Below are 24497 nucleotides of genomic sequence, written 5' to 3' on the forward strand. Positions count from 1 at the left end.
TCAGCGCCCGGGCTCGCGGACGCGGACCGGGTGTCGCATCACGGCGTCGAAGAGGTAGCCGTCGTCGTTGTCGGTCGCGCGGTCCGGCTGGGTCCGGCCCGTGGTGTCGGTGGCCCGGACCCGGATCTCGTGGTCGCCCGCGCGGTCCGGGGTCCAGGGAAGCTCCCAGTGCGCCCACCCGTTCACCAGGTTGTCGCCGTCGAGCTCTGCCCGCCGCCACGTCCGGCCGCCGTCGGTGCTCACCTCGACCCGCTCGACAGCGGCCTCGCCGGCCCACGCGCGGCCGGCGAGCCGCACCTCGCGGCCAACCGTGGGGTCTCCGTCTCCCTGCTCGTCGAGCACGCTCTTGACGGGGAGCCGGCCCAGCTCGGCGTCGGCGCCCTCCCAGCCAGGACCGTGCATGCGGTACCACAGGGTGTTCCACGGCGAGTCGACCTCGGTGCGCGTGACCCTCAGCTCACCGAGCCACTTGATGCTGGCGATGCCGACCCAGCCGGGCACGACCAGGCGGGCGGGGAAGCCGTGGTCGCGGGCGAGCGGCTCGCCGTTCATGTCGAGGGCGACCAGGACGTCGTCCATGGCCTTGGGGAGCGGCAGCGGACGACGGACCCGGCCGTGGTCGACCCCGTCGACGACGTAGCGGTCGTCGAGCCCGACGGGGGTCACCTGGACGGCGTCGCGTCGCAGGCCGGCGTGGTCGAGGAGCTGCGAGAGCGGGACGCCGCTCCAGCGGGCCACGCCGATGGCGCCGAAGCGCCAGGGGGTGCCGGGTCGCGGAGTGCCCTGCTGGTCGCCGAAGAACCGGCGTCCGTTGCCGGTGCACTCGAGGGCGACCTCGAGGGTGACGGAGGTGAGGCGCCGCAGGTCGGCCAGCGACCAGACCGTCTCCCGCTGCACGCCGTCGCCCGAGATCAGCAGCCGCCAGGCGCCGGGGTCGATCTCGGGGGCGGTGGTGTGGTTGCGGACGAAGAACCGCTCGGTCGGCGTGACGCAGGGGACCGGGCCGTCCCACCGGGTCTCGACGTCGGCGCCCGTCTCGTGGGCGTGGAGGTCGAACCAGTCACCCACGGGCCGTCCCTCGCGGTCGCGCAGCATGGGATATGTCTATCAAACGGGTGTAGTTAGCCGCACATCGGCACGCAGCTCCGCGGGCGGCGGGCGCGGACGGCCACCTGACCCTGCGCGGGGACGCCACTAGGCTGCGAGGCAGCCGGTCCCCGAAGCGTCAGGAGCACACCGTGGCTGTCATCCAGGCCGTGTCCGCCCGCGAGATCCTCGACTCCCGAGGCAACCCCACCGTCGAGGTGGAGGTCTTCCTCGACGACGGCACCGGCGCCCGCGCCGCCGTGCCGAGCGGCGCGTCGACCGGCGCGTTCGAGGCGGTCGAGCTGCGCGACGGCGGAAAGCGGTACGGCGGCAAGGGGGTCGCCAAGGCCGTCGACGCCGTGGTCCGCCAGATCGGGCCGGCCATCGAGGGCCTCGAGGCCGACGAGCAGCGGCTGGTCGACCAGGCGATGCTCGACCTCGACGGCACCCCCAACAAGGGCTCGCTCGGCGCCAACGCCATCCTGGGCGCCTCGCTGGCTGTGGCCAAGGCGGCCGCCCACTCCTCGACCCTCCCGCTCTACCGCTACGTCGGTGGCCCCCACGCCCACCTGCTGCCGGTGCCGATGATGAACATCCTCAACGGTGGCGCCCACGCCGACACCAACGTCGACGTGCAGGAGTTCATGATCGCCCCCGTCGGGGCCGCCACCTTCCGCGAGGCGCTCCAGCAGGGGGCCGAGGTCTACCAGGCCCTCAAGTCGGTGCTGAAGAAGAAGGGGCTGGCCACCGGCGTCGGCGACGAGGGCGGCTTCGCGCCCGACCTGCCCTCCAACCGCGACGCGCTCGACCTGATCGCCGACGCGGTGAAGTCCGCCGGGTTCAAGCTGGGCAAGGACTTCGCGCTCGCGCTGGACGTCGCGGCGACCGAGTTCTGCGAGAAGAAGAAGTACGTCTTCGAGGGCCAGAAGCGCACGGCCGACGACATGACCGCCTACTACGCCGACCTGGTGGCCTCCTACCCCATCGTCTCGATCGAGGACCCCCTCGACGAGGAGGACTGGGCCGGGTGGCAGACGATCACCGCGGAGCTCGGCGACCGGATCCAGCTGGTCGGCGACGACCTGTTCGTCACCAACGTCGAGCGGCTGCAGCGCGGCATCGACACGCAGGCCGCCAACGCGCTGCTGGTCAAGGTCAACCAGATCGGGACCCTGTCGGAGACCCTCGACTCGGTCGACCTCGCCCACCGCAACGGCTTCCGGTGCATGATGAGCCACCGCTCGGGCGAGACCGAGGACGTCACCATCGCCGACCTCGCCGTGGCCACCAACTGCGGTCAGATCAAGACCGGGGCGCCGGCCCGGTCCGAGCGGGTGGCCAAGTACAACCAGCTGCTGCGGATCGAGGAGGAGCTGGGCGACGCGGCACGGTACGCCGGCGCGGGCGCGTTCCCGCGTTCGAGCCGGTGACCCCACTACGCTGGGGCCGGTGAGCCAGCGACGCAGCGGGACCGGCCCCGGAGGGTCGCGCCGCCCCGGCCGGCGGGACGCCGCCCGGACCCCGCGCCCTCGCGCCGCCCTCGCCCCCCAGGTCGCCGACGAGACCGCCGGAGGCGGCGAGACCCGGCGGCGCCGGCCCCGCCTCACCGGCCGCTCGCTGGTCCTCGTGCTCGTGGTCGCCGTGCTCGCCGTCTCCTACGCCTCGTCGATGAAGGCCTACCTGCAGCAGCGCGCCCACATCGCCGACCTCAAGGAGCAGATCGCCGAGCGGTCCGCCGACATCGACGCGCTGGAGCGCGAGAAGCGCCGCTGGAACGACGAGGCGTTCGTGCGCGCCCAGGCCCGCGACCGGTTCGGCTACCTGATGCCCGGCGAGACGGCGTACGTCGTGCTCGACGAGGACGGCAAGCCGATCGAGACCCGCTCCCAGCTGCACGATCCCGATGAGGTGCTGCGCGAGCCGCCGAAGCCGTGGTGGGAGGACGCCTGGACCTCGGTCGAGCTGGCCGGCGACCCGCCGCGGGAGCGGGGGCTCGCGCCGGCCAGCGAGCTCGACGCCCCGGGGGAGTGACGGAGGTGGACACCTCACCCGCCTCGCCGGCCGACGAGGCGGTGGTCGCACGGCAGCTGGGCCGGGCTCCGCGCGCGATCGCCGGGGTCGGCCACCGCTGCGGCTGCGGGCTGCCCGACGTCGTCACGACCGAGCCGCGGCTGCCCCGCGGCACTCCGTTCCCGACCACCTACTACCTGACCTGCCCGCGGGCCGCGTCCCGGATCGGGACGCTCGAGGGCTCGGGACTGATGAAGGAGATGGAGGACCGGCTCGGCACCGACCCGGAGCTGGCGGCGGCCTACCGCGCGGCCCACGAGGCCTACCTCGCCGACCGCGGCTCGCTCGGCCGCGTGCCCGAGATCGAGGGCATCTCCGCCGGCGGCATGCCCGACCGGGTCAAGTGCCTCCACGTCCTCGCCGCCCACGCACTGGCGGCGGGGCCGGGCGTCAACCCCCTCGGCGACGAGGTGCTGGCGCTGCTCGGCGAGTGGTGGGCGGCCGGTCCGTGCGTCACCGGAGGTTGAGGTGCGAGCGCAGCGAGCCTCGAAACCCCCGCACCTCACGGCGGGCCCGGTCGCCGCGGTCGACTGCGGGACCAACACCCTCAAGCTGCTCATCGGGTCCTTCGGCGACGGCGCCCTCGACGTCGCCGTGCGCGAGTCGCGGATGGTCCGGCTCGGACAGGGCGTCGACCGGACCGGCCGGCTGGCCGACGAGGCGCTCGCGCGGGCGTTCGCCGCGATCGACGAGTACGCCGCCCTCGTCCGCGACCACGGCGTACCCCCGGGCCGGACCCGGTTCTGCGCGACGTCCGCCACCCGCGACGCCGCCAACGGCGCGGTGTTCACCACCGGGGTGCGGGAGCGGCTGGGGGTGACGCCGGACGTGCTCAGCGGCGACGAGGAGGCGGCGCTGGCCTACGTCGGCGCCATGCGCGGGCTGGCGTACGACCCCGCGGAGCCGGTGCTCGTGCTCGACGTCGGCGGCGGGTCGACCGAGGTGATCCTCGGCGGAGGTGAGGGCGTCCGCGCCGCCGCGTCGATGGACGTCGGGTCGGTGCGGCTGCACGAGCGGCACGTCCGGCACGACCCGCCGACGGCCGGAGAGGTGGTCGCGATCGAGGGCGACGTCGACGACGCGCTCGACGGGTGCGGGGTCCCGCTGGGCGAGGCCGTCACGGTCGTCGGCATCGCCGGCACCTGCACCACCCTCGGCGCCGCGGTCCTCGACCTTCCCCGCTACGACCCCGACGCCGTCCACGGGTCGGTCCACGACGTGGCCGACGTGCGGGCCACGATCGAGCGGGTGGTCGGGATGACCGTGGAGCAGCGGCTGGCCCTGCCCTACCTGCACCCGGGTCGGGCCGACGTGATCGACGCCGGACTGCTGGTGGTGGCGCGGGTCCTGGCCCGCACCCCTGTCGACCAGTTCACCGTCAGCGAGGCCGACCTCCTCGAGGGCATCGCCTGGTCGCTGGCATGAGCAACGAGCTGCCCCACCCTGTCACCGGACGCCTCTTCCCCTCGCCAGTCCCGCCGGGCACGGGCTGGCCGGACGACCCCGCGCGGGCGGACACCCGCTCGGCCCGCACGGCGGCCGGCGTACGGCAGCTGGCGGCCACGGACGACCTCGGTGAGCTGGACGCCCGGGTGTCGGTGTGCCGGGCCTGCCCGCGACTGGTGCAGTGGCGCGAGGACGTCGCCCGGGAGAAGCGGGCCTCGTTCGCCGACCAGCCCTACTGGGGTCGGCCGATCCCCGGCTGGGGCGACCCCGAGCCCTCGCTGCTGATCGTCGGGCTCGCGCCCGCGGCCAACGGCGGCAACCGGACCGGCCGCATCTTCACCGGCGACCCGAGCGCGGACTGGCTCTTCGGCAGCCTGCACCGCACCGGGTGGGCGGCGCAGGAGACCAGCCACCACGCCGGCGACGGGCAGCAGCTGATCGACGCGCGCATGGTCGCGACCGTGCGCTGCGCACCGCCGGAGAACAAGCCGACGGCGGTCGAGCGGAACACCTGTGCGCCGTGGATCGCCGCCGAGATGGCGCTGCTGCCCACCGTGCGAGCCGTCGTCGCGCTGGGCTCCTTCGGCTGGGACGGTGCCGTTCGTTCACTGGTCGCCGCGGGAGCCCCCGCGCCGGAGACCCGGCCGCGATTCGGCCACGGCGCCGAGGTCGAGCTGGGCGAGGTCACGCTCATCGGCTGCTACCACCCGTCGCCGCACAACACCTACACCCGGCGGCTGACCCGGCCGATGACCGACGAGGTCTTCGAGCGGGCACGGGCGGTGACCGGCTCCGCGCGCTGAGATACTGGGTCGGTGACCCGCCACGCCATCACCGTCCTCGGCCACGACCGCCCCGGGATCATCGCCGAGACCACGGGCCGGCTCGCCGGACTCGGGCTCAACCTCGAGGACTCCACCATGACCCTGCTGCGGGGTCACTTCGCGATGATGCTGGTGTGCGAGGGCGAGGCGTCCTCCGCCGACATCGAGACCGCGCTGGCGCCGCTGACCGGCGACGGGACGCTGACCGTGACCGTGCGCGGGGTCCCGGCCGAGCCGGCGTACGAGGCCTCCGGCTCGCCGTGGGTGCTCACCGTGCACGGGGGAGACCGGCCGGGGATCGTCTCCGCGGTGGTCGGCGAGGTGGCTCGGGCCGGGGGCAACATCACCGACCTGACCACGCGGCTGGCCGGCGACCTCTACCTGCTGGTCGCCGAGATCGACCTGCCGCGCGGCATCGACGTGGACGCGTTGCGCGACGCCGTCGACGCGGCGGCGGCCGACCTGGGGGTCGGCGCGACGCTGCGCGAGGCTGAGGCCGACGAGCTGTGACGCCCGACCCGACCGTGCTCGCCTGGACCGAGGCGGAGCTCGGTGTCGACGGACGCGTGCTCGACGTGGTGCGCGCACCGGCCGACGTGCTGGCGTCCCCCGGCGCGCGCGTCGACCCGACGGCCGACGACGTCGTCCGCCTCGCTGCCGACCTGGTCGCCACCATGCGGGTGTCACCGGGCTGTGTCGGCCTCGCTGCGCCGCAGGTCGGTGTCGGGGCCCGGGTGTTCTGCGTCGACGTGACCGGCCACCCCAAGACCCGGCAGCACCACGGCACCTTCGTGTTGTGCAACGCCGAGGTCGTCGAGTCCAGCCGCAACGAGCGGGCCCGGGAGGGGTGCATGAGCGTCCCGGACCTGACCGGCGACGTGAAGCGCGCCTCGCGGGTCGTCGTCCACGGCCGGCTCCCCGGGAGCGGGCAGGAGGTCACCTTCCCGGCCGAGGCGTTCGAGGCACGCGCGCTGCAGCACGAGATCGACCACTGCCAGGGGCTGCTGTTCCTCGACCGGGTGGCGGGCGCGCACGCGGTGCACCCGCGCAAGACCTACTTATAGTCCCGTCAGCGTAGTCCAGTCAGCGGGACCGGCCCCGGTATCCCAATCGGCAGAGGAGACCGCCTTAAAAGCGGTTCAGTGTGGGTTCGACCCCCACCCGGGGCACCCGGCACGGCCGTCCGCGTGAGAAAACCCGTAGAGTCCGGCGCGTGGCGGGAACAGCCGTCGCCGCCCGGTCGTTCAGACTCCGTACGCACACTACAGTTGGGCGTACACACGGCGAGCCATCAGAGCGATGGCCGCCCGGCCTCCAAGGAGGAGACCATGCAGAGCAACAACCCGGTGTTCCGCCGTTCGGAAGCGTTCAACGGGTCACAGGCCAACGCCTACGGCAACCAGACCTTCCCCGGCAACGGGACGGCGTACGACGGCTACGGCCAGACCGGTGTCCAGCAGGGCTACGCACCCGCCCCCACCACCGGCGAGCGGATGACCGTCGACTCGGTCGTCCAGAAGACCGCGATCAGCCTCGGCGTGGTCATGCTGACCGCCGCGATCACGTGGTGGTGGGTCGGCGACATCTCGAGCCCCAGCGACGCCTCGATCGGAACGCTCTACCTGGCGCTGATGGTGGGCTCCTTCGGTGCCTTCGCGCTGTCGATGGTCAACTCCTTCAAGCGGGTGATCAGCCCGGCGCTCGTGATCGCGTTCGCCGCCCTGGAGGGTGTGGCCCTCGGCGCGTTCAGCAAGTTCATCGACGTCTTCATCGTTGGGACGCAGGCCGAGGGCCTCGGCAACAACGTCGTGATGCAGGCCGTGATCGGCACCTTCGCCGCGTTCGCCGGCACGCTCGCCGCCTACAAGATCCTCGACATCAAGGTCGGCCAGAAGTTCCGCACCTTCGTGATCGCCGCCATGTTCGGCATGGTGGGCCTCGGTCTGCTCGAGGTGGTGCTGCAGCTGTTCGGCACCGGCACCGGCATCCTCGGGTTCGGCGGCGCCGGCCTGCTGTTCGCCATCGGTGGCCTGGTGCTCGGCGTGTTCATGCTGATCCTCGACTTCGACTTCGTCGAGCAGGGGATCGCGGCCGGGATCGAGGAGCGGGAGTCGTGGCGCGCCGCGTTCGCGCTGACCGTGAGCCTGGTCTGGATCTACACCAACCTGCTGCGCATCCTGGCGATCTTCAGCCAGGACTGACGCACAGCGACAGCGACACCACGGCCCGCCCGGTCCTCCGGGCGGGCCGTGGTCATGTCCCGGGGCTCTCGGCGGGCTCGGACGCCGCGGGTGCCTCCGAGGCGGTCTCGGGGTGGCGGCGCCGGTGGCGCAGCTCGACCCAGAGGCCGCGTACGCCGCGTCGGGACCCGCCGACCTCGACGCCGTCGAGCTCGGTCCCCGGCGTCTCGACCGCCTCGACCGCGGCGGTGGCGACCGGGCGCAGGCCCTCGCCGCGCAGTGCCTCCGGGGCCTCGAGGGCGTCGGGCCCCTCCCCGAGCGCCGCGAGCACCGAGGGCAGCAGCACGTCGGCCAGGGCGCGGTAGCCGTCGGCGGAGGGGTGGAACCGGTCCGGGCCGAAGAACAGCGCCGGCGCCGCGTCGAACTCCGGTCCGAGGATGTCGCCGAGGGAGACGGTGCGCCCGCCCTCCTCCACGACGGCGATGGTCTGGGCCGCCGCCAGCCGGCGCGACCAGAGCCGCGCCACCTGCTTCAGCGGTGGCGGGATGGGGCGGATCGTGCCGAGGTCGGGGCAGGTCCCGACGATCACCTCCACGCCCTCGTCCCTCAGCCGGTGCACCGCCTCGGAGAGGTTGCGGACCGAGGTCGCCGGGAGCACCTGGTGGGTGATGTCGTTGACGCCGATCAGCACGAGCGCGAGGTCGACGCCGGTCTGGAGCGCCGCGTCGACCTGGCCGGCGAGGTGGTTCGACTGCGCCCCGACGACCGCGAAGGACCGCAGGTGCACCCGCCGGTCGGCGCGCACGGCCAACCCGCTGGCCAGCTGGGCCCCGGGGGTGTCCTCGACCCGGTCGACCCCGTAGCCGGCGGCGCTCGAGTCACCGAGCAGCGCCACCTTGACGGCGGGCCCGGGTCGACCCCGGCCGTACCACCCGGTCGCGTCCGGCGGGGGGACGTCCCGCGTCTCCCCGATCGCCCTGCGGGCGAGCCGGGCCTCGGTCACCAGCAGGCCGTAGAGGCCCAGGCCCAGCGCGGAGAGGCCTCCACCGCCGTACGCCGCGGCCGAGGCCAGCTTGCGTGCAGCGGCCGTCTTCCCCACGGGTCAACTGTACGGAGCCGCCGTTTCCGCCGTGACGGGTTCGGCCCTCTAGATTGAACGGGTGCAGTACGCGAACTCCCTCATCGACCTGATCGGCAACACCCCGCTGGTACGGCTCCGGCGCTCCCTGGACGGGCTGGAGGCCCCCCTCGTCCTGGCCAAGGTGGAGTACTTCAACCCCGGCGGGTCGGTGAAGGACCGGATCGCCACCCGGATGATCGAGGCGGCGGAGGCCTCGGGCGAGCTGCAGCCCGGCGGCACGATCGTGGAGCCCACCTCCGGCAACACCGGGGTGGGCCTGGCCATGGTGGCCCAGCAGAAGGGCTACCGGTGCGTGTTCGTGTGCCCCGACAAGGTCAGCGAGGACAAGCGCAACGTGCTCAAGGCGTACGGCGCCGAGGTGGTCGTCTGCCCCACGGCCGTGGCCCCGGAGCACCCCGACTCCTACTACAACGTCAGCGACCGGCTCGCCGCGCAGCCCGGCGCGTGGAAGCCCGACCAGTACTCCAACCCCCACAACCCGCGCTCGCACTACGAGACCACCGGGCCGGAGATCTGGGAGCAGACCGAGGGGCGGATCACCCACTTCGTGGCCGGCGTCGGCACCGGCGGGACGATCAGCGGCACCGGGCGCTACCTCAAGGAGAAGAACCCCGACGTGCAGGTGATCGGCGCCGACCCGGCCGGCTCGGTCTACTCGGGCGGCACCGGGCGGCCGTACCTGGTCGAGGGCGTCGGCGAGGACTTCTGGCCGGAGGCCTACGACCGCGACGTCGCCGACCGGATCATCGAGGTCTCCGACGCCGACTCCTTCGCCTTCACCCGACGGCTGGCCCGCGAGGAGGCGTTGCTGGTCGGCGGCTCCTGCGGCATGGCGGCGTACGCCGCCAGGCAGCTCGCCCACGAGCTCGCCGCCGAGGGACGCACCGACGCGGTGGTCGTCGTGCTGCTGCCCGACTCCGGCCGCGGCTACCTCACCAAGGTCTTCAACGACGAGTGGCTCGCGCAGTACGGCTTCGCGACCGCCGAGAGCGGCGCCACCGACCGCACCGTCGGCGAGGTGCTGCGCGGCAAGACCGGGCGGCTGCCCGACCTGGTGCACACCCACCCCAGCGAGACCATCGCCGAGGCGGTCGCCATCCTGCAGGAGTACGGCGTCTCGCAGATGCCCGTGGTCCGGGCCGAGCCGCCGATCGTGGCCGCCGAGGTGGCCGGGTCGGTGTCCGACCGGACCCTGCTCGACGCGCTCTTCGCCGGGCACGCCCGGCTGACCGACGCGGTCGAGGAGCACATGTCGGCGCCGCTGCCGACCATCGGCTCGAACGAGCCTGCCCAGGCTGCCGTGGAGCTGCTCGAGGGCGCCGACGCCGTCCTCGTGCACGAGGCCGGCAAGCCCGTCGGGGTGCTCACCCGGCAGGACCTGCTGGCCTTCCTGGCCGCCGGCTGACCCGCCGGGATGCCCGGCTGGTCGTTCGTCCCTCGGGACTAGTCCGAGAGGACTACGCCGCAGATCATCCTGTCCGTGTTGGCACACTGACCGGTCGACAGGCGAATCCGGGCATATCTGGCAACAAATCTTCCTGTCGGTAACGCGTCTCCCACGAGTAGTACACGCATCAACTGTTTCGCCGAACTCGGGTCCCCGGGCTTCATAGCGTCCTCTCATCGCGGCACCCACCCCCGGGAGCCGCACCAGAGAAACGGGATTCGACATGAACAAGATGATCAAGGGCTCGATCGCCGGCGCTACCGGTGTCGCACTGCTGATGGGTGGCTTCGGCACCTACGCCCTGTGGAGCGACAGCGAGAACCTCCAGGCCGCCAAGGTGCAGTCCGGCGAGCTGGACATCGCCACCTCGGCCGGTGTCTGGGACGACGCCAACACCGCCGCGTCCAACGACTGGAACGCGTCCGACAAGATGGTCCCCGGCGACAAGGTCACCTACACCCAGACCTTCACCGTCAAGGCCGAGGGCAAGAACCTCAAGGGCACCGTCGCCTACGTGAAGCCCTCGCTCTCCGGCAACACCTTCTCCAACGCGCTCACCCACACGGTGGACGTGACCTCGAGCAGCGCCACCATCACCGGCTCCGGCACCAGCTTCTCGTTCAACCAGCCGTTCGGCACCGCGACGCTGACCGCCAAGGTCACCTACACGCTGCCCGCCTCGGTCAGCAACCAGGTCGACCAGAACAAGGAGGCCACCCTCCCGGCCGCCGCGTTCACCATCACCCAGAGCTGAACCGGCTACCTGGTCACCTGGTCATGAACCGTCGAGTCCCGCTCTTCGTCGCCGTGGTCGGCGCCCTCCTCATCGGGGGCGCCACCACGGGGACGACGCGCGCCTCGTGGGTCGACCAGGGCAACCTCCAGGCGGCGAGGGTCAGCTCCGGGACCATGGGTCTCGCGGGCTCGGCCACGCCGGCCGGCATCTCCGTCGACCGCGGCTCCTCGGCCACCACGCTCGTCACGGTGTCCGACACGTCCAGCACCGCGGCCAGGAACCTCCGCCAGCGCATGACGCCGTCGCTGACGGGCTCCCTTCCCAGCGGCGTCACCGCCAGCCTCACGACCTCCAACGGGAGCAACTGCGGCACCGCGTCGCAGGGTCCCGTGGACCTCAACCCGGGTGGCAGCACCACGATGTGCGTCACCGTGACGGCCTCCTCCTCCACCGCTGCAACGAGCGCGAACGTCAACGTCGCCTTCTCGGGTGCCCAGGTGCGCGGCGGGACGGTCGCCGGCTGGACGACGCCGCAGCAGACCGTGACCATCCCGGTCTCGATCGCGGCCAACCTGATGCTCTCCTGCGGCGGATCGGTCAACCCCGGTCCCCAGTACCGCCTGACGTGGAACGACGTCGACGCCGACGCCTACGTCGTCTACCGCTCCTCGAACCCGAACGGGCCGTGGCAGACCGTCGGCCTGACCGGCAGGAACACGCTCCAGTACGTCGAGGACCAGTGGTCCACCAGCCAGCAGAGCTACTTCGCGGTCCAGGCGATCGACAACTGGTCGGTCACCCTGACGAGCAACGTCCTCTCCGTGCGCCGCAGCGGGAACTCCAACACCTTCACGTGCGGTGCACCATGAGCCACGACGTCCGTCACTTCGTCACCCAGGCCTTCAGCTGGGCCCTGCTCGCGTCGGTCATCGCCGGTGCGCTGGCCCTGATCGTGATCCCGAAGGCGAACGACGCCCGGCCGCTGACCGTGCTCACCGGCTCGATGACCGGCACCTACGACGCCGGCTCCGTCGTCATCGTCAGGGACGTCGACCCGGAGACCGTGCAGGTCGGTGACGTGATCACCTTCCAGGCGCTCTCCGACAACCCGGCCCTCACGACCCACCGGGTCGTCGACATCGCCTACGGCTCCGAGGGCACGACCTACGTCACCAAGGGCGACGCCAACGACGCGGTCGACCCGTGGACGGTCACGGCCGAGCAGATCAAGGGCGAGGTGTGGTACTCCGTGCCCTTCGTCGGCTACCCCTCGACCTGGCTGGCGTCCGGCTGGCTGCACGTCGCGGTCCAGGTCATCGCGGTGGGGCTGCTGATCTACGGCGGCTGGTTCCTCACCTCCGGCGCGGTCGAGCGGCTGCGCGGCAACGGCCGGCGTCGCGAGGACGGCGACGCCGACGCCGACCCGGACGTGTCCGCGCTGCCCGCTGAGCTGCAGCTGGACGTCCGACCCCAGCCGCTCGCGCTGATGGCGCCGTCGAGGAAGACCCCGGCCGCGCTGCCGGCTCCGGCCACGATGGCGGCGCTCCCGGTTGCGGCCCCGAAGGCCGCGGCGAAGAAGGCCGCGCCGAGGAAGGCGGCAGCGAAGAAGGCTCCCGCGAAGAAGGCTCCCGCGAAGAAGGCCCCGGCCACGAGGGCCCCCGCGAAGAAGGCCGCGCCGAAGAAGGCCGCGCCGAGGAAAGCGGCGGCGAAGAAGGCTCCCGCCAAGAAGGCCCCGGCCACGAGGGCCCCCGCGAAGAAGGCCGCGCCGAGGAAGGCCCCAGCCACGAAGGTCCTGGTCACCGCGGGGGCGGCGTCATGACCCGGCGCGTCGTCGGGCTGCTGAGCGCCGTCGTGTCCCTGGTCGCCGCCCTGGTGGTCCTCACCGGCGGAACCGCCGCCGCGAGCCCGTCCGGCGTCCAGGTCGGGCTCCACCCGGCCGGACCGTTCTCCGACGCCCTCCCGCAGTCGTTGTTCCGCGGTACCGGAAAGCTGGTTCCCGGTGACGTCGTGACGCGCACGTTCTACGTGAGGAACGGGTCCGACGTCGACACCCGGGCCAGCGTGCGGGTGCTCCTCGACGAGGACGCCGCCCTCGCCCGGGCCCTCGACGTGCAGGTCGGGCTCGGCGGCGGACCCGTCCAGCGTGGAACCGGCAGCCGAGGCGTCACCGACCGCGTCGTCCTGGCACCCGGCGACGTACGAGCCATCGACGTAGCGCTCTCGTTCGACAGGAACGTCACCGGCCTGCAGGACATGAGCGAGCGCGCCGCCCTGGACCTGCTCGTCACCCTCACCCAGACCCGGTCCTCGACCGGTGTGGACCCCTCCGACCCGTCCGACCCGTCGAACCCCTCAGACCCCTCCGGCCCCGCGGCCGACCCCGCGGGGTCGGAGCAGGGATGCCAGGCGCAGGTCTCGGTCCCCCTCGCGGATGCCGGCGACGCGCCCCGCCCCGCGGCACCCTCCGACGATCGCCCCGCCTGCGTGCCCACCTCGGTCGCCTCCGGCGCACCCGGGAGCGTGGCGATCCCGCTCGGAGTCCCGACGGAGGACCCGATGGCCGCGGCGCGGTTCGCGGTCCTGGCGGTCCTGGCTGGAGCAACCCTCTTCGTCGTCGCCGGCCGACGGCGGCGCGACGACGACCGGACCACGGTTGCCCCTCGGGGCTAGCGTGGGCGCGTGACGCCTGCACCCGAGGACACCACGCTCGCCGGGCTGCGCGCCGGTGGGCACCGGCCCCAGCCGCTGCGGCAGGAGATCCGCACGAACCTCCTGGCGAAGCTGGCCGCCGGCGAGGACCCCTGGCCCGGCCTGCACGGCTTCGACGACACGGTCGTCCCCCAGCTCGAGCGTGCGCTCATCGCCGGCCACGACGTCGTGCTGCTCGGCGAACGTGGGCAGGGCAAGACTCGGCTGCTGCGCTCCCTGGTCGGGCTGCTCGACGAGTGGACGCCGGTCATCGAGGGCTCCGAGCTGGGCGAGCACCCCTACCACCCGGTGACGCCCGCGTCGCGGCGGAGGGCCGCCGAGCTGGGCGAGGCGCTGCCGGTGACCTGGCGGCACCGCGACGAGCGGTACGCCGAGAAGCTGGCCACCCCTGACACGTCGGTGGCCGACCTGATCGGCGACGTCGACCCGATGAAGGTCGCCGAGGGTCGCCACCTCGGAGACCCGGAGACGATCCACTTCGGCCTGATCCCGCGCAGCCACCGCGGCATCGTGGCGATCAACGAGCTGCCCGACCTCGCCGAGCGGATCCAGGTCGCGATGCTCAACGTGATGGAGGAGCGCGACATCCAGATCCGCGGCTACGTGCTGCGGCTCCCGCTCGACGTGCTCGTCGTCGCGAGCGCCAACCCCGAGGACTACACCAACCGGGGCCGGATCATCACGCCGCTCAAAGACCGGTTCGGTGCCGAGATCCGCACCCACTACCCGACGGAGCTCGACGACGAGATGGCGGTCGTCCGCCAGGAGGCGCACCTCGTCGCCGACGTACCGGAGCACCTGCTCGAGACGCTGGCCCGGTTCACCCGCAACCTCCGCGGGTCCGGGAGCATCGACCAGCGGTCCGGGGTGTCGGCGCGGTTCGCCATCGCCGGGGCTGAGACGATCGCCGCGGCCGCGCTGCACCGCGCCACCCGGCAGGGCGAGGAGCGCGCGGTCGCCCGGGTGGTCGACCTCGAGACCGCGGTCGACGTGCTCGGCGGCAAGATCGAGTTCGAGTCCGGCGAGGAGGGCCGCGAGCACGAGGTGCTCACCCACCTGCTCCGCACCGCGACCGCCGAGACCGTCCGCCGCCACCTGCGCGGCATCGACCTCGCGCTGCTGGTCGAGGCCATCGAGGACGGGCTGATGGTCACCACCGGCACCCAGGTCAGCGCACGCGACTTCCTCGCCGGACTGCCGGTGCTGGGCGAGTCCGAGCTGTACGACGAGATCTGCGACCGGATGGGCGCCACCGACGACGGGAGCCGGGCGGCCGCCATCGAGCTCGCCCTCGAGGGCCTCTACCTCGCCCGCCGGATCGGCAAGGAGTCCGAGGACGGGGAGACGGTCTATGGGTGAGCACGCGTCCCCCCGTTCCTGCCCGGCTGGGGGGATAGCTGGACGGGAAAATCATGCCCGGAGCGTCCGGAACCATGATTTCCGCGTCCAGCTATCCCCTGGGGGAGTGTCGTGAGTCGCTACCGGAGGTACGACGGCGGCGACCCGCTGGCGCCGCCGGTGGATCTCGCCGAGGCGCTCGACGAGATCGGCCAGGAGGTGATGGCCGGCTACAGCCCCGAGCGGGCGATGCGGGAGTTCCTGCGCCGGGGCGGGCGCGACCAGAACGGTCTCGACGACCTGGCCCGCCGGGTGGCCGAGCGGCGCCGCGAGCTGCTGCGTCGCCACGACCTCGACGGCACCCTGCAGGAGGTCCGCGAGCTGCTCGACCGGGCGGTGCTCGAGGAGCGCAAGCAGCTGGCCCGCGACGTCGAGATGGACGACGGCGACCGGGCCCTCCGCGAGATGCAGCTCGACAACCTGTCGCCCAACACCGCTGCGGCGGTCAGCGAGCTGGCGTCGTACGACTGGCAGAGCCGCGAGGCGCGCGAGGCCTACGAGCAGATCAAGGACCTGCTCGGCCGCGAGCTGCTCGACCAGCGGTTCGCCGGCATGAAGCAGGCGCTCGAGAACGCCACCGACGAGGACCGTGCGGCCGTCAACGAGATGCTGTCGGACCTCAACGACCTGCTCGAGAAGCACCAGCAGGGGACCGACACCCAGCAGGACTTCGACGACTTCATGGCCAAGCACGGGCAGTTCTTCCCGGAGAACCCCGGGAACATCGACGAGCTCCTCGACACCCTCGCCCAGCGCTCCGCGGCCGCCCAGCGGATGCTGAACTCGATGTCCCCGGAGCAGCGACAGCAGCTGATGGAGCTCTCGCAGCAGGCGTTCGGCTCCCCGGCGCTGATGGAGCAGCTGGCCCGGATGGACGCCAACCTGCAGGCGCTCCGGCCCGGTGAGGACTGGGGCGGCTCCGAGCAGTTCGAGGGACAGGAGGGGATCGGCCTCGGCGACGGCACCGGCGTGCTGCAGGACCTCGCCGAGCTCGACCAGCTCGCCGACCAGCTCTCCCAGTCCTACGACGGCGCCCGCCTCGACGACGTCGACCTCGACGCGCTGGCGCGGCAGCTCGGCGACCGTGCCGCGGTGGACGCCCGGACCCTGCAGCGGCTCGAGCAGGCGCTGCGCGACAGGGGCTACCTGCACCGCGGCTCCGACGGCCAGTACCGGCTCAGCCCGCAGGCGATGCGCCAGCTCGGCAAGGCGCTGCTGCGCGACGTCGCCCGGCGGATGTCGGGCCGGCAGGGACAGCGCGAGCTGCGTGCCGCAGGAGCGGCGGGGGACCTGTCCGGCGCCACCCGCGAATGGGCGTTCGGCGACACCGAGCCGTGGGACGTCACGCGCAGCATCGGCAACGCCGTCCGCCGCACGGTCGGTGAGGGCGGCGACCCGCGGAGCGGCGTACGCCTCGAGATCGGGGACGTCGAGGTGCAGGAGACCGAGGCGCGCACCCAGGCGGCGGTGGCGCTGCTGGTCGACACGTCGTTCTCGATGGCGATGGACGGCCGCTGGGTGCCGATGAAGCGCACGGCACTCGCTCTGCACACGCTGATCCGGTCGCGGTTCCGCGGTGACGCCCTGCAGCTGATCGCCTTCTCGCGGCACGCGCAGGTGATGGAGATCGAGCAGCTCACCGGGCTCGACGCCCGGTGGGACAAGGGCACCAACCTCCACCACGCGCTGCTCCTGGCCAACCGCCACTTCCGCAAGCACCCGACCGCGCAGCCGGTCCTGCTCGTCGTCACCGACGGCGAGCCCACCTCCCACCTCGAGCCCGACGGCGAGGTGCACTTCTCCTACCCGCCGCACCCGCTGACGATCTCCTACGCCGTGCGTGAGCTCGACAACGCGCAGCGGCTGGGCGCGCAGACGACGTTCTTCCGACTGGGCGACGACCCGGGTCTGGCGCGCTTCATCGAGTCCATGGCGCGGCGGGTGGAGGGCAGGGTCGTCGCTCCCGAGCTCGACGACCTCGGAGCGGCCGTGGTCGGCTCCTACCTGGGCGACCGGGCGGCGGCGTCGTACCGCGACCACTTCGGCGACTGGACGGGCGGGCGCGGCTTCTGGGTCGGCTGACCCTCACCCGAGTAGTCGAGTTGGGCCTCCCTCACCGTTGAGTTGGGCTTCCCGCCGCCACGAGGCCCAACTCAACCGCTCTGAGGCCCAACTCGACTATCCAGGGGGTGGGTGGAGGAGGGCGGCGAGCTCCTCGACGCCGTCGACGAGACGGGTGCCCGGTCGCGCCCAAGCGGCGTTCGCGTCGACCGGGTGGACCGGTACGCCGGCCGGCAGCCGGCCGGTTCCCATCAGCTCCTCGGCCAGCGTGGTGGCGCCGGCCAGGTCGTAGCCGCACGGCGCGACCACGAACACGTCGGGCCGCGCCTCCCGGACCGCCTCCCACGTCACCCGCTCCGACTTCGCTCCGGGCGTGCCGAGGAGCGGCTCGCCACCGGCGGCGGTGATCATCTCGGGGACCCAGTGGCCGGGTGCGAACGGCGGGTCGGTCCACTCCAGCAGCATCACCCGCGGCCGCGGCAGCCCCTCGACCCGCGTCCGGACCTCGGCGAGCCGCGCGCGCTGGTCGGCGACGACCGCCTGCGCCGCGGCCTCGTGGCCGGTGGCCTTCCCGAGCACCTCGATCGAGGCGAGCACCTCCTCGAGGGTGTGCGGGTCGATGGTCAGCACCTCGGCGGTGCAGCCGAGGTGGGCCAGCGCGTCGTCGACGACCGAGACGTCGACCGCGCAGACCGCGCACAGGTCCTGGGTCACCACCAGGTCGGCGTCGAGGCCGGACAGGGCTCCGGCGTCGAGGTGGTAAAGGTCCTCGCCGCGACGCATCGCGTCCGCGACGTACGCGTCGATCTCGGCGGGCGAGAGCCCCTCGGGCATCGCCGAGGTCGACACGATCGTGCGGGTCCGGGCCTCGACCGGGAAGTCGCACTCGAAGGTCACGCCCACCACGTCGTCACCGGCACCGATCGCGAACAGGATCTCGGTGGTGGAGGGGAGCAGCGACACGATCCGCACGGGGTCGACCCTACGATCTCTCGGGTGGCCGACCCCGACCTGACCGTCCTGCTGCTGCTCGCGCTGGCCGCGCTGGCGGCGGGGTTCGTGGACGCCGTGGTCGGCGGCGGGGGACTGGTGCTGCTCCCGGCGCTCTTGCTGGGCATGCCGGGCGCGACGCCGGTCCAGGTGCTCGCCACCAACAAGGTCGCGGCGATCTGCGGCACGACCGTCAGCAGCGCGACGTACTACCGCCGGGTCCGGCCCGACCCCCGCACCTTCCTGCCGCTGATGGTCCTCTCGTTCATCGGCGCGGTCCTCGGCGCGGTCGCGGCGTCCTGGATCCCGGCCGAGGCCTTCGACCCGATCGTGCTGGTGGTGCTCGTCGTGGTCGGCGCCTACGTGTTGTTCAAGCCGGAGCTGGGGGAGGAGACCGCGTTGCGGTTCGCAGGCCACCGGCACCTCGCGCTCGCGATGCTGACCGGCCTGGCCATCGGGTTCTACGACGGCGCGCTGGGGCCGGGGACCGGGTCGTTCTTCGTGTTCACGCTGGTCGGGCTGCTGGGCTACTCCTTCCTGGAGGCCAGCGCCAAGGCCCGGTTGGCCAACTGGACCACCAACCTCGGCGCCCTGGTCGTGTTCGTGCCGATGGGGGCGGTGCTGTGGGAGGTCGGCCTGGTGATGGGCCTCTGCAACCTGGTGGGCGGCTACCTCGGCGCCCGGGTCGCGATCTCGCGCGGCAGCCGCTTCGTCCGGACGTTCTTCATCCTCGTCGTGTCGGCGTTCGTGATCACGATCGGCGGTGACGTGCTCGGTGTTTGGTGAGGCGTCCCACCCGACATCCGTGCTGTCGTGCGGATGACGACACCGATGTCGGGTACGACGGGCCCAGCCGGTCGCAGAGGAGTCCGGGGGACGTGGTAACCCCGTGCCCGGGGCTTGGCCGGTGTGGTTGAGTCGCCCGCATGCACCAGGTGAGAGGCGTCGTCGCCCACGGCAAGGGCGAGCCCGTCCGGATCGAGACCATCATCGTCCCCGACCCGGGGCCGGGCGAGGCGCTGGTGCGGGTCCAGGCGTGCGGGGTCTGCCACACCGACCTCCACTACCGCGAGGGCGGCATCAACGACGAGTTCCCGTTCCTGCTCGGCCACGAGGCGGCCGGGACGGTCGAGGCGGTCGGAGAGGGGGTCACCGACGTCGCTCCGGGCGACTTCGTGGTCCTCAACTGGCGCGCCGTCTGCGGCGACTGCCGCGCCTGCAACCGCGGGGAGCCGTGGTACTGCTTCAGCACGTTCAACGCGACCCAGCGGATGACGCTGGAGGACGGCACGGAGCTGAGCCCGGCGCTCGGCATCGGGGCGTTCGCCGAGAAGACCCTGGTCGCGGCCGGTCAGTGCACGAAGGTCGATCCGGAGGCGCGCGCGGCCGCCGTCGGGCTGCTGGGCTGCGGGGTGATGGCAGGTCTGGGGGCCGCGATCAACACCGGTCACGTGGGTCGCGGCAACTCCGTCGCCGTCATCGGCTGCGGCGGGGTGGGTGCCGCCGCCGTCGCCGGGTCGGCGCTCGCCGGGGCGTCGAAGATCATCGCCGTCGACCTCGACGACCGAAAGCTGGAGGGCGCCCGCCGGCTCGGCGCGACCCACACCGTCAACGGCAGCGAGCAGGACCCCGTCGAGGCGATCAAGCAGATCTGCGGCGACGACGGGTCCGACGGTGCCGACGTCGTGATCGACGCCGTGGGCCGCCCCGAGACCTGGAAGCAGGCCTTCTACGCCCGCGACCTCGCCGGGACGGTCGTGCTGGTGGGTGTGCCGACGCCCGACATGAAGGTCCCCGACATCCCGCTGATCGACGTCTTCGGCCGCGGGGGTGCCCTCAAGTCGAGCTGGTACGGCGACTGCCTGCCCAGCCGCGACTTCCCGATGCTGGTCGACCTCTACCGGCAAGGACGACTCGACCTCGACGCCTTCGTGAGCGAGGAGATCGGGCTCGACGACGTGGAGGCGGCCTTCGCCAAGATGGACGGAGGCAACGTGCTGCGCTCCGTGGTGGTGTTCTGATGGCGGTGCGGGTCGACCACGCCGTCGTCAGCGGCACCTTCTCCCTCGACGGCGAGACCCACGAGGTCGACAACAACGTCTGGGTCGTCGGCGACGACGAGCAGTGCGTGGTCATCGATGCGCCGCACGATGTCGACGCGATCCTGGAGGTCGTCGGCGCCCGGTCCGTGAAGGCGATCGTGTGCACGCACGCCCACGACGACCACGTCCGGGTCGCGCCCGAGCTGCGCGAGCGCGTCTCGGCGCCGATCCTGCTCCACCCCGACGACCGCCCGCTCTGGGAGCTCACCCACACCGAGCATCTCTGGGACGCCGACCTCGCGGACGGGCAGTCGATCACCGTCGGCGGCGCGGCCCTGACCGTGCTCCACACCCCGGGGCACGCGCCGGGCGCGGTCTGCCTCTACGTCCACGACCTCGGCTGCGTGTTCACCGGCGACACCCTCTTCCAGGGCGGGCCCGGCGCGACCGGCCGGTCGTTCAGCGACGAGGACGTCATCGTCGAGTCGATCCGCCGGCGCCTGTTCGCGCTGCCCGACGAGACGGTCGTCCACACCGGCCACGGCGACGACACCACGATCGGCGCGGAGCGCGAGTCGCTCGGCTAACCCACGACCAGCGCCGCGAGCTCGGCCACGCCCATCGCCACCACGCTGACGGCGACCGCGGCCGCCCACCCGCCGATGCCCGGCCGTGCGGCGTCCTCCCGCACCCGGCCCCGGTAGCGCCGACGGGTGTCCAGCATCACCCACCCGCACAGCCCCAGGCAGACGGCGAGGACGACGAGCGCCCCACCGCCGAGGTCGCCGTACGTCAGTCGGGCCAGCACCGCAGCGGCGACGGCCACCGACAGGCCGGTGCGCTGCCAGGCGAGCGCGGTGCGCTCGGCCTGCATCCCGTGGACCGGGTGGGCCACGTCAGAACCCCACCAGGACGGCGACGCCGATGGCGATCGTGACGACCGCCAGCAGCAGTCCGAGGGTCGACCCCGGCAGCGGACGCCGGAGCCGGATCGCCCTCTCGGCGGCGGCCCAGCGCCACCAGGACGCGCCGGCGCAGACGATGCCGAGCAGCACCAGCGCGGCGGCGAGGGCCAGCTGCAGGCCGGCGCCCATGGCGAGGTCGATCTGGTCGAGCGCCACCCCGGCCGCGAGCAACGCCAGGGCCGTGCGCAGCCAGGCCAGCAGGGTCCGCTCGTTGGCGAGGCTGAACCGGTAGTCCGGCTCCTCGCCCTCGGCGTACACCCACCCCGGCCAGCGGCGGCGCTCGCTCCCCATGGCAGGAGCCAACCACACCCGGGCGAGGACGCGGGTTGGCCGGCACCCCCGGGCCCGGGCACGATGAAGGCGTGCCCGCGCTCGCCCGATCTCGCCTGCTCGGCGTGCTCACCGTCCTGCTGCTGGCGGCCACCGGCTGCCAGGGCGACGACGACGACCCCGCGACGTCGGGGGGCGACGACCCGCCTGCCGACGCCACGGCGAGCGGAGAGGCCGAGACGCCCGGCCCGGCGGACGAGCTGGCGCTGACGCCGGGCTGGGGCCCCACCGAGGCCGAGCTCGACGCCGCGGCACGACAGGTCGAGCGGCTCCCGCTCCCGGCGCTGGCGGGACAGGTCATCGTCGCGTCCTGGTCCGGCACCGCCGCCCCGGTGCGGATGGTGCGCGACCTGCACCTCGGGGGTGTGGTCGCCTTCGACGAGAACCTGACCTCGCCCGCCCGGACCCGCAGCATGCTCTCGACGCTCCGCCGCAAGGTCGACCGGCCGTGGCCGCTGTTCCTCTCCGTGGACCAGGAGGGCGGGATCGTCGAGCGGGCCGCGACGACGCCGTTCCCGGCGTTCATGAGTGCGGGCGCGGCCGGCGACGAGGCCCTCACCACCCGCGTCTACCGGCAGTACGGCGCCGAGCTGGCCGGCCTCGGCTTCACGGTCGACTTCGCGCCGGTCGCCGACGTCACCAGCGGACCGGACGACCCGACGATCGGCTCCCGCTCCCCGGGCTCGGACCCCCGCCTGGTCGGGGAGCAGGCGGTCGCGGCCGCCGAGGGGCTCGGGGCGGGCGGTGTCGTCCCCGTGCTCAAGCACTTCCCGGGCCACGGCTCGGTGCCCGCGGACAGCCACCTCGAGCTGCCGGTGCAGCAGCGGTCGCTCGGGGAGCTGCGCCGGGTCGACCTGGCCCCGTTCGCCACCGCGATCGACGCCGGCGCCCCCGCCCTGATGACCGGGCACCTCGACGTCCGGGCCGTCTCCCCCCGCAAGCCCTCCAGCCTGTCCCGCAAGGTCACCACCCGCCTGCTGCGTCGCGAGCTCGGGTTCGACGGACTCGTCGTCACCGACTCGCTCCAGATGGCGGCGGTGACGGAGGGTCGCGACCCCGGTGAGGTGGCGGTGAAGGCACTCCGCGCCGGCAACGACGTCCTGCTGATGCCCACCGACCCGGCGGCGGCGCGGGCCGCCATCGTCCGTGCGGTCCGGCAGAACGACCTGCCGCGGTTCAGGCTGCTGCAGGCGGCGGCCCGTCAGGTCGCCCTGCTCGAGCACGCGAGTGGTCGCTCCGGTACGCCGGTCGGATCCGCGCGGGACGCCTCCCGGGAGCTCTCGGCCGCGGCGGTGACCGTCGCGTCCGGCCCGTGCCGGGGTCGCGTGGTCGATGGCGCGGTCGTGGCCACCGGCGATGCCGAGGCGGCCGCGGCCTTCGGCGGTGCCGCCCGGGCGGCGGGCCTGGAGGTGCTGTCGCCCCGAACGGCGCCCGATCGGCTGGCCTCAGCCCGCCCTCGACCCGAGCGCGGGCAGGACGAGAGCGCCTCGGCGTACCGGCAGCGGCTCGTCCGCTGGCGTGCCGCCGAGCGCCGGCGCCGCGCCGCCCTCGCCGACTGGCGGGCGGCCGAGGCGCGGAGGCTCTCGGGCGCGACCACGGTGGCCTTCGCGGGCTACGGCGACGGCCCGGTGTCCGCGGAGGTCGCGGTCGCGACGGACACGCCGTACGTCCTGGCCGGCTCGGACGCCCCGGTGCGGATCGCCACCTACGGCACCACGGCCGGCGCGATGTCGGCCCTCGTCGACGTGCTCACCGGTGAGGAACGGGCCCCCGGTCGGCTGCCGGTCGACGTGGCCGACGTGGAACGACCCGGGTGCTAGAAGGGCTCGACCAGCAGCGCGGTGCCGTGGCCGGCGGCCCTGGTCAGCACCAGGGTCGCGGTCCGGTCGCCGCGCAGCGCCAGCCGGTGCCGCAGCTCCTCGGGGCTGACCGAGACCCCACGCTTCTTGATGGTCAGGACCCCGACCCCGCGCTCGCGCAGCGCGGCCCGGAGCTGCTTCTCGCGGTAGGGGAGCCGTTCGAGGACGCGGTAGCCGCGCGCGAACGGCGTCCGGTACGACGCGTCGCTGGTGAGGTAGGCGATGTGCTCGTCGACCAGGCCGCCGTCGACGCCGGCGGCGACGGCGGTCACCAGGCCCGCCCGGATCACCGCGCCGTCGGGCTCGTAGAGGAAGTCGCCGACCTCGCGCACCCCCGCCCCCGGGTCGTCCTCGTCGGTCAGGGTGGCCAGGCCGCCGTCGCCGATGACCGTGGCGCGACGCGCGGTGGTCGCCAACCGGCCCGACCACAGCGCGGCCTCCTTGACCTCGCCGTGGTCGCTGACCCACTCCGCCTCGACGCCCTCGGGCAGCAGCTCGTGGGGGACGCCGGGCGCCACCTTCACGCAGGAGTCGCGGCGCAGCAGCGCCTCCACGAACGACCAGGGCGGCTCCCAGTCGTCGACCGACCAGGTGCGGCCCCGGGCCGAGCGGCGGGCCGGGTCGGCGTACGCGACGTCGAAGGGGGTGGTGTCGACGGTGGTCGCGTCGGCGACCATCACCGCTCCCGGCACGCCGAGCGCGGCCAGGTTGGCCTCCGCGACCGCCACCCGGACCGGGTCGAGGTCGACGCCGGCGGCCGTGATGCCGGCGGCCGCCGCGGCGACCAGGTCGCCGCCGATGCCGCAGCCGAGATCGACGAGCGTCGAGACCGACGCGGCGCCCAGTCGCGCGGCGCGGTGGCGGGCGACGGAGAGCCGGGTCGCCTGCTCGAGCCCGTCGGGGGTGAAGTACATCCGCGCGGCCTCGGCCCCGAACTTGGCGGCGGCCCGCCTGCGGAGCTCGACCTGCGTGAGCGCCGCCGCGACCTGCTCCGGGGAGGCCTGCCGCCGCAGTTCGCGCTGGATCGTGAGCTCGTCGCCCTCGACCGACGTGGCCGCGGCGAGCAGCTGCTGGCCGTCGTCGGTGAGCAGCCACCGGAAGGCGTCGAGGTCCACCTGCACGATCCTGTCAGACGGAAGGACGGCCCCCTTCTGGCACTCGTTCCGACCGAGTGCTAGCGTCGGTGCTGGCACTCTCGCCGTGAGGGTGCCAG

25 protein-coding genes and 1 tRNA gene are annotated in these 24497 nt (G+C 73.3%); 20 read left to right on the forward strand and 6 right to left on the reverse strand.

Annotation, left to right across the window (positions count from 1 at the left end; all coding sequences use genetic code 11):
- Positions 1–1095, reverse strand: a complete 1095-nt coding sequence (locus ACQ1X7_RS03585) for a sulfite oxidase (RefSeq protein ID WP_432476778.1) — start codon at positions 1093–1095, stop codon at positions 1–3.
- Positions 1096–1238: 143 nt separating this feature from the next.
- Here ACQ1X7_RS03585 and eno point away from each other — a divergent pair, with 143 nt between their 5' ends.
- The 9 genes from eno to ACQ1X7_RS03630 all read left to right on the forward strand — a co-directional run bounded on the left by eno (position 1239) and on the right by ACQ1X7_RS03630 (position 7627).
- On the forward strand, positions 1239–2516 hold the full coding sequence (gene eno / locus ACQ1X7_RS03590) for a phosphopyruvate hydratase (RefSeq protein ID WP_432476779.1): 1278 nt from the start codon (positions 1239–1241) through the stop codon (positions 2514–2516).
- Positions 2517–2535: 19 nt separating this feature from the next.
- Positions 2536–3117 carry an FtsB family cell division protein gene (locus tag ACQ1X7_RS03595; RefSeq protein ID WP_432476780.1) on the forward strand — a complete coding sequence of 194 codons (582 nt, stop codon included), beginning with the start codon at positions 2536–2538 and terminating at the stop codon, positions 3115–3117.
- Positions 3118–3122: 5 nt separating this feature from the next.
- Positions 3123–3623, forward strand: a complete 501-nt coding sequence (locus tag ACQ1X7_RS03600; RefSeq protein ID WP_432476781.1) for a DUF501 domain-containing protein — start codon at positions 3123–3125, stop codon at positions 3621–3623.
- Position 3624: 1 nt separating this feature from the next.
- The gene (locus ACQ1X7_RS03605; protein WP_432476782.1) at positions 3625–4581 is read left to right on the forward strand and encodes an exopolyphosphatase; all 957 of its coding nucleotides are present in this window, start codon (positions 3625–3627) and stop codon (positions 4579–4581) included.
- Complete coding sequence (locus ACQ1X7_RS03610) at positions 4578–5405, forward strand: uracil-DNA glycosylase (RefSeq protein ID WP_432476783.1); 828 nt, start codon at positions 4578–4580, stop codon at positions 5403–5405. The genes ACQ1X7_RS03605 and ACQ1X7_RS03610 overlap by 4 nt, the downstream gene beginning before the upstream one ends.
- 12 nt (positions 5406–5417) lie before the next feature.
- Positions 5418–5936, forward strand: a complete 519-nt coding sequence (locus ACQ1X7_RS03615; protein WP_432476784.1) for a glycine cleavage system protein R — start codon at positions 5418–5420, stop codon at positions 5934–5936.
- Positions 5933–6490 (forward strand): peptide deformylase, encoded by a 558-nt coding sequence (def, locus tag ACQ1X7_RS03620; RefSeq protein ID WP_432476785.1) that lies wholly within the window; start codon positions 5933–5935, stop codon positions 6488–6490. Before ACQ1X7_RS03615 ends, def begins: the two co-directional genes overlap by 4 nt.
- A 31-nt stretch (positions 6491–6521) precedes the next feature.
- Positions 6522–6595 (forward strand) — tRNA-Leu (locus ACQ1X7_RS03625).
- Between the two features lie 159 nt (positions 6596–6754).
- Entirely contained in the window at positions 6755–7627 is an 873-nt protein-coding gene (locus ACQ1X7_RS03630; RefSeq protein ID WP_432476786.1) for a Bax inhibitor-1/YccA family protein, read from the forward strand.
- A gap of 52 nt (positions 7628–7679) precedes the next feature.
- Here ACQ1X7_RS03630 and ACQ1X7_RS03635 read toward each other — a convergent pair whose 3' ends face one another.
- Positions 7680–8705 (reverse strand): SGNH/GDSL hydrolase family protein, encoded by a 1026-nt coding sequence (locus ACQ1X7_RS03635; protein WP_432476787.1) that lies wholly within the window; start codon positions 8703–8705, stop codon positions 7680–7682.
- 61 nt (positions 8706–8766) lie between these two features.
- Between ACQ1X7_RS03635 and ACQ1X7_RS03640 the strand changes: the two genes are divergently transcribed.
- The 7 genes from ACQ1X7_RS03640 (at position 8767) to ACQ1X7_RS03670 (ending at position 17119) form a co-directional block, all read left to right on the forward strand.
- A complete protein-coding gene (locus ACQ1X7_RS03640; protein ID WP_432476788.1) occupies positions 8767–10152 on the forward strand; it encodes a cystathionine beta-synthase in 1386 nt (461 codons plus the stop codon).
- Between the two features lie 265 nt (positions 10153–10417).
- Entirely contained in the window at positions 10418–10948 is a 531-nt protein-coding gene (locus ACQ1X7_RS03645) for an alternate-type signal peptide domain-containing protein (RefSeq protein WP_432476789.1), read from the forward strand.
- A 23-nt stretch (positions 10949–10971) separates the two neighbouring features.
- The gene (locus ACQ1X7_RS03650) at positions 10972–11799 is read left to right on the forward strand and encodes a hypothetical protein (RefSeq protein ID WP_432476790.1); all 828 of its coding nucleotides are present in this window, start codon (positions 10972–10974) and stop codon (positions 11797–11799) included.
- Positions 11796–12749 carry a signal peptidase I gene (locus ACQ1X7_RS03655; RefSeq protein WP_432476791.1) on the forward strand — a complete coding sequence of 318 codons (954 nt, stop codon included), beginning with the start codon at positions 11796–11798 and terminating at the stop codon, positions 12747–12749. Before ACQ1X7_RS03650 ends, ACQ1X7_RS03655 begins: the two co-directional genes overlap by 4 nt.
- Positions 12746–13600: a hypothetical protein gene (locus ACQ1X7_RS03660; RefSeq protein ID WP_432476792.1), complete on the forward strand. Its 855-nt coding sequence runs from the start codon at positions 12746–12748 to the stop codon at positions 13598–13600. The genes ACQ1X7_RS03655 and ACQ1X7_RS03660 overlap by 4 nt, the downstream gene beginning before the upstream one ends.
- A 9-nt stretch (positions 13601–13609) precedes the next feature.
- The gene (locus ACQ1X7_RS03665; RefSeq protein WP_432476793.1) at positions 13610–14998 is read left to right on the forward strand and encodes a sigma 54-interacting transcriptional regulator; all 1389 of its coding nucleotides are present in this window, start codon (positions 13610–13612) and stop codon (positions 14996–14998) included.
- 111 nt (positions 14999–15109) lie between these two features.
- Positions 15110–17119 carry a VWA domain-containing protein gene (locus ACQ1X7_RS03670; RefSeq protein ID WP_432476794.1) on the forward strand — a complete coding sequence of 670 codons (2010 nt, stop codon included), beginning with the start codon at positions 15110–15112 and terminating at the stop codon, positions 17117–17119.
- A 96-nt stretch (positions 17120–17215) separates the two neighbouring features.
- Here ACQ1X7_RS03670 and ACQ1X7_RS03675 read toward each other — a convergent pair whose 3' ends face one another.
- Positions 17216–18070, reverse strand: a complete 855-nt coding sequence (locus tag ACQ1X7_RS03675) for an ABC transporter substrate-binding protein (RefSeq protein WP_432476795.1) — start codon at positions 18068–18070, stop codon at positions 17216–17218.
- A gap of 24 nt (positions 18071–18094) precedes the next feature.
- Between ACQ1X7_RS03675 and ACQ1X7_RS03680 the strand changes: the two genes are divergently transcribed.
- The 3 genes from ACQ1X7_RS03680 (at position 18095) to ACQ1X7_RS03690 (ending at position 20717) form a co-directional block, all read left to right on the forward strand.
- Positions 18095–18874, forward strand: a complete 780-nt coding sequence (locus ACQ1X7_RS03680; protein WP_432476796.1) for a sulfite exporter TauE/SafE family protein — start codon at positions 18095–18097, stop codon at positions 18872–18874.
- Positions 18875–19014: 140 nt separating this feature from the next.
- Entirely contained in the window at positions 19015–20109 is a 1095-nt protein-coding gene (locus ACQ1X7_RS03685) for an S-(hydroxymethyl)mycothiol dehydrogenase (protein ID WP_432476797.1), read from the forward strand.
- The gene (locus ACQ1X7_RS03690; RefSeq protein WP_432476798.1) at positions 20109–20717 is read left to right on the forward strand and encodes an MBL fold metallo-hydrolase; all 609 of its coding nucleotides are present in this window, start codon (positions 20109–20111) and stop codon (positions 20715–20717) included. The genes ACQ1X7_RS03685 and ACQ1X7_RS03690 overlap by 1 nt, the downstream gene beginning before the upstream one ends.
- Here ACQ1X7_RS03690 and ACQ1X7_RS03695 read toward each other — a convergent pair.
- Positions 20714–21025, reverse strand: a complete 312-nt coding sequence (locus tag ACQ1X7_RS03695) for a DUF202 domain-containing protein (protein WP_432476799.1) — start codon at positions 21023–21025, stop codon at positions 20714–20716. The two genes, ACQ1X7_RS03690 and ACQ1X7_RS03695, sit on opposite strands and share 4 nt — an antisense overlap.
- Position 21026: 1 nt before the next feature.
- The gene (locus ACQ1X7_RS03700; RefSeq protein ID WP_432476800.1) at positions 21027–21386 is read right to left on the reverse strand and encodes a DUF202 domain-containing protein; all 360 of its coding nucleotides are present in this window, start codon (positions 21384–21386) and stop codon (positions 21027–21029) included.
- A 71-nt stretch (positions 21387–21457) separates the two neighbouring features.
- Between ACQ1X7_RS03700 and ACQ1X7_RS03705 the strand changes: the two genes are divergently transcribed.
- Positions 21458–23245 carry a glycoside hydrolase family 3 N-terminal domain-containing protein gene (locus ACQ1X7_RS03705; RefSeq protein WP_432476801.1) on the forward strand — a complete coding sequence of 596 codons (1788 nt, stop codon included), beginning with the start codon at positions 21458–21460 and terminating at the stop codon, positions 23243–23245.
- Here ACQ1X7_RS03705 and ACQ1X7_RS03710 read toward each other — a convergent pair.
- Positions 23242–24399: a THUMP-like domain-containing protein gene (locus tag ACQ1X7_RS03710; RefSeq protein WP_432476802.1), complete on the reverse strand. Its 1158-nt coding sequence runs from the start codon at positions 24397–24399 to the stop codon at positions 23242–23244. The two genes, ACQ1X7_RS03705 and ACQ1X7_RS03710, sit on opposite strands and share 4 nt — an antisense overlap.
- Positions 24400–24497: the final 98 nt, after the last annotated feature.

The sequence above is a fragment of the Nocardioides sp. GXQ0305 genome, assembly GCF_050880345.1.
In the GTDB taxonomy this organism is placed as follows: Bacteria; Actinomycetota; Actinomycetes; order Propionibacteriales; family Nocardioidaceae; genus Nocardioides.

Bases quoted from the DNA above. Each gene is read 5' to 3' on its own strand.
- ACQ1X7_RS03585 (WP_432476778.1), bottom strand. From the start codon at position 1,095: ATGCTGCGCGACCGCGAGGGACGGCCCGTGGGTGACTGGTTCGACCTC.
- ACQ1X7_RS03610 (WP_432476783.1), top strand. From the start codon at position 4,578: ATGAGCAACGAGCTGCCCCACCCTGTCACCGGACGCCTCTTCCCCTCG.
- ACQ1X7_RS03630 (WP_432476786.1), top strand. From the start codon at position 6,755: ATGCAGAGCAACAACCCGGTGTTCCGCCGTTCGGAAGCGTTCAACGGG.
- ACQ1X7_RS03645 (WP_432476789.1), top strand. From the start codon at position 10,418: ATGAACAAGATGATCAAGGGCTCGATCGCCGGCGCTACCGGTGTCGCA.
- ACQ1X7_RS03650 (WP_432476790.1), top strand. From the start codon at position 10,972: ATGAACCGTCGAGTCCCGCTCTTCGTCGCCGTGGTCGGCGCCCTCCTC.
- ACQ1X7_RS03655 (WP_432476791.1), top strand. From the start codon at position 11,796: ATGAGCCACGACGTCCGTCACTTCGTCACCCAGGCCTTCAGCTGGGCC.
- ACQ1X7_RS03660 (WP_432476792.1), top strand. From the start codon at position 12,746: ATGACCCGGCGCGTCGTCGGGCTGCTGAGCGCCGTCGTGTCCCTGGTC.
- ACQ1X7_RS03685 (WP_432476797.1), top strand. From the start codon at position 19,015: ATGCACCAGGTGAGAGGCGTCGTCGCCCACGGCAAGGGCGAGCCCGTC.
- ACQ1X7_RS03690 (WP_432476798.1), top strand. From the start codon at position 20,109: ATGGCGGTGCGGGTCGACCACGCCGTCGTCAGCGGCACCTTCTCCCTC.
- ACQ1X7_RS03700 (WP_432476800.1), bottom strand. From the start codon at position 21,386: ATGGGGAGCGAGCGCCGCCGCTGGCCGGGGTGGGTGTACGCCGAGGGC.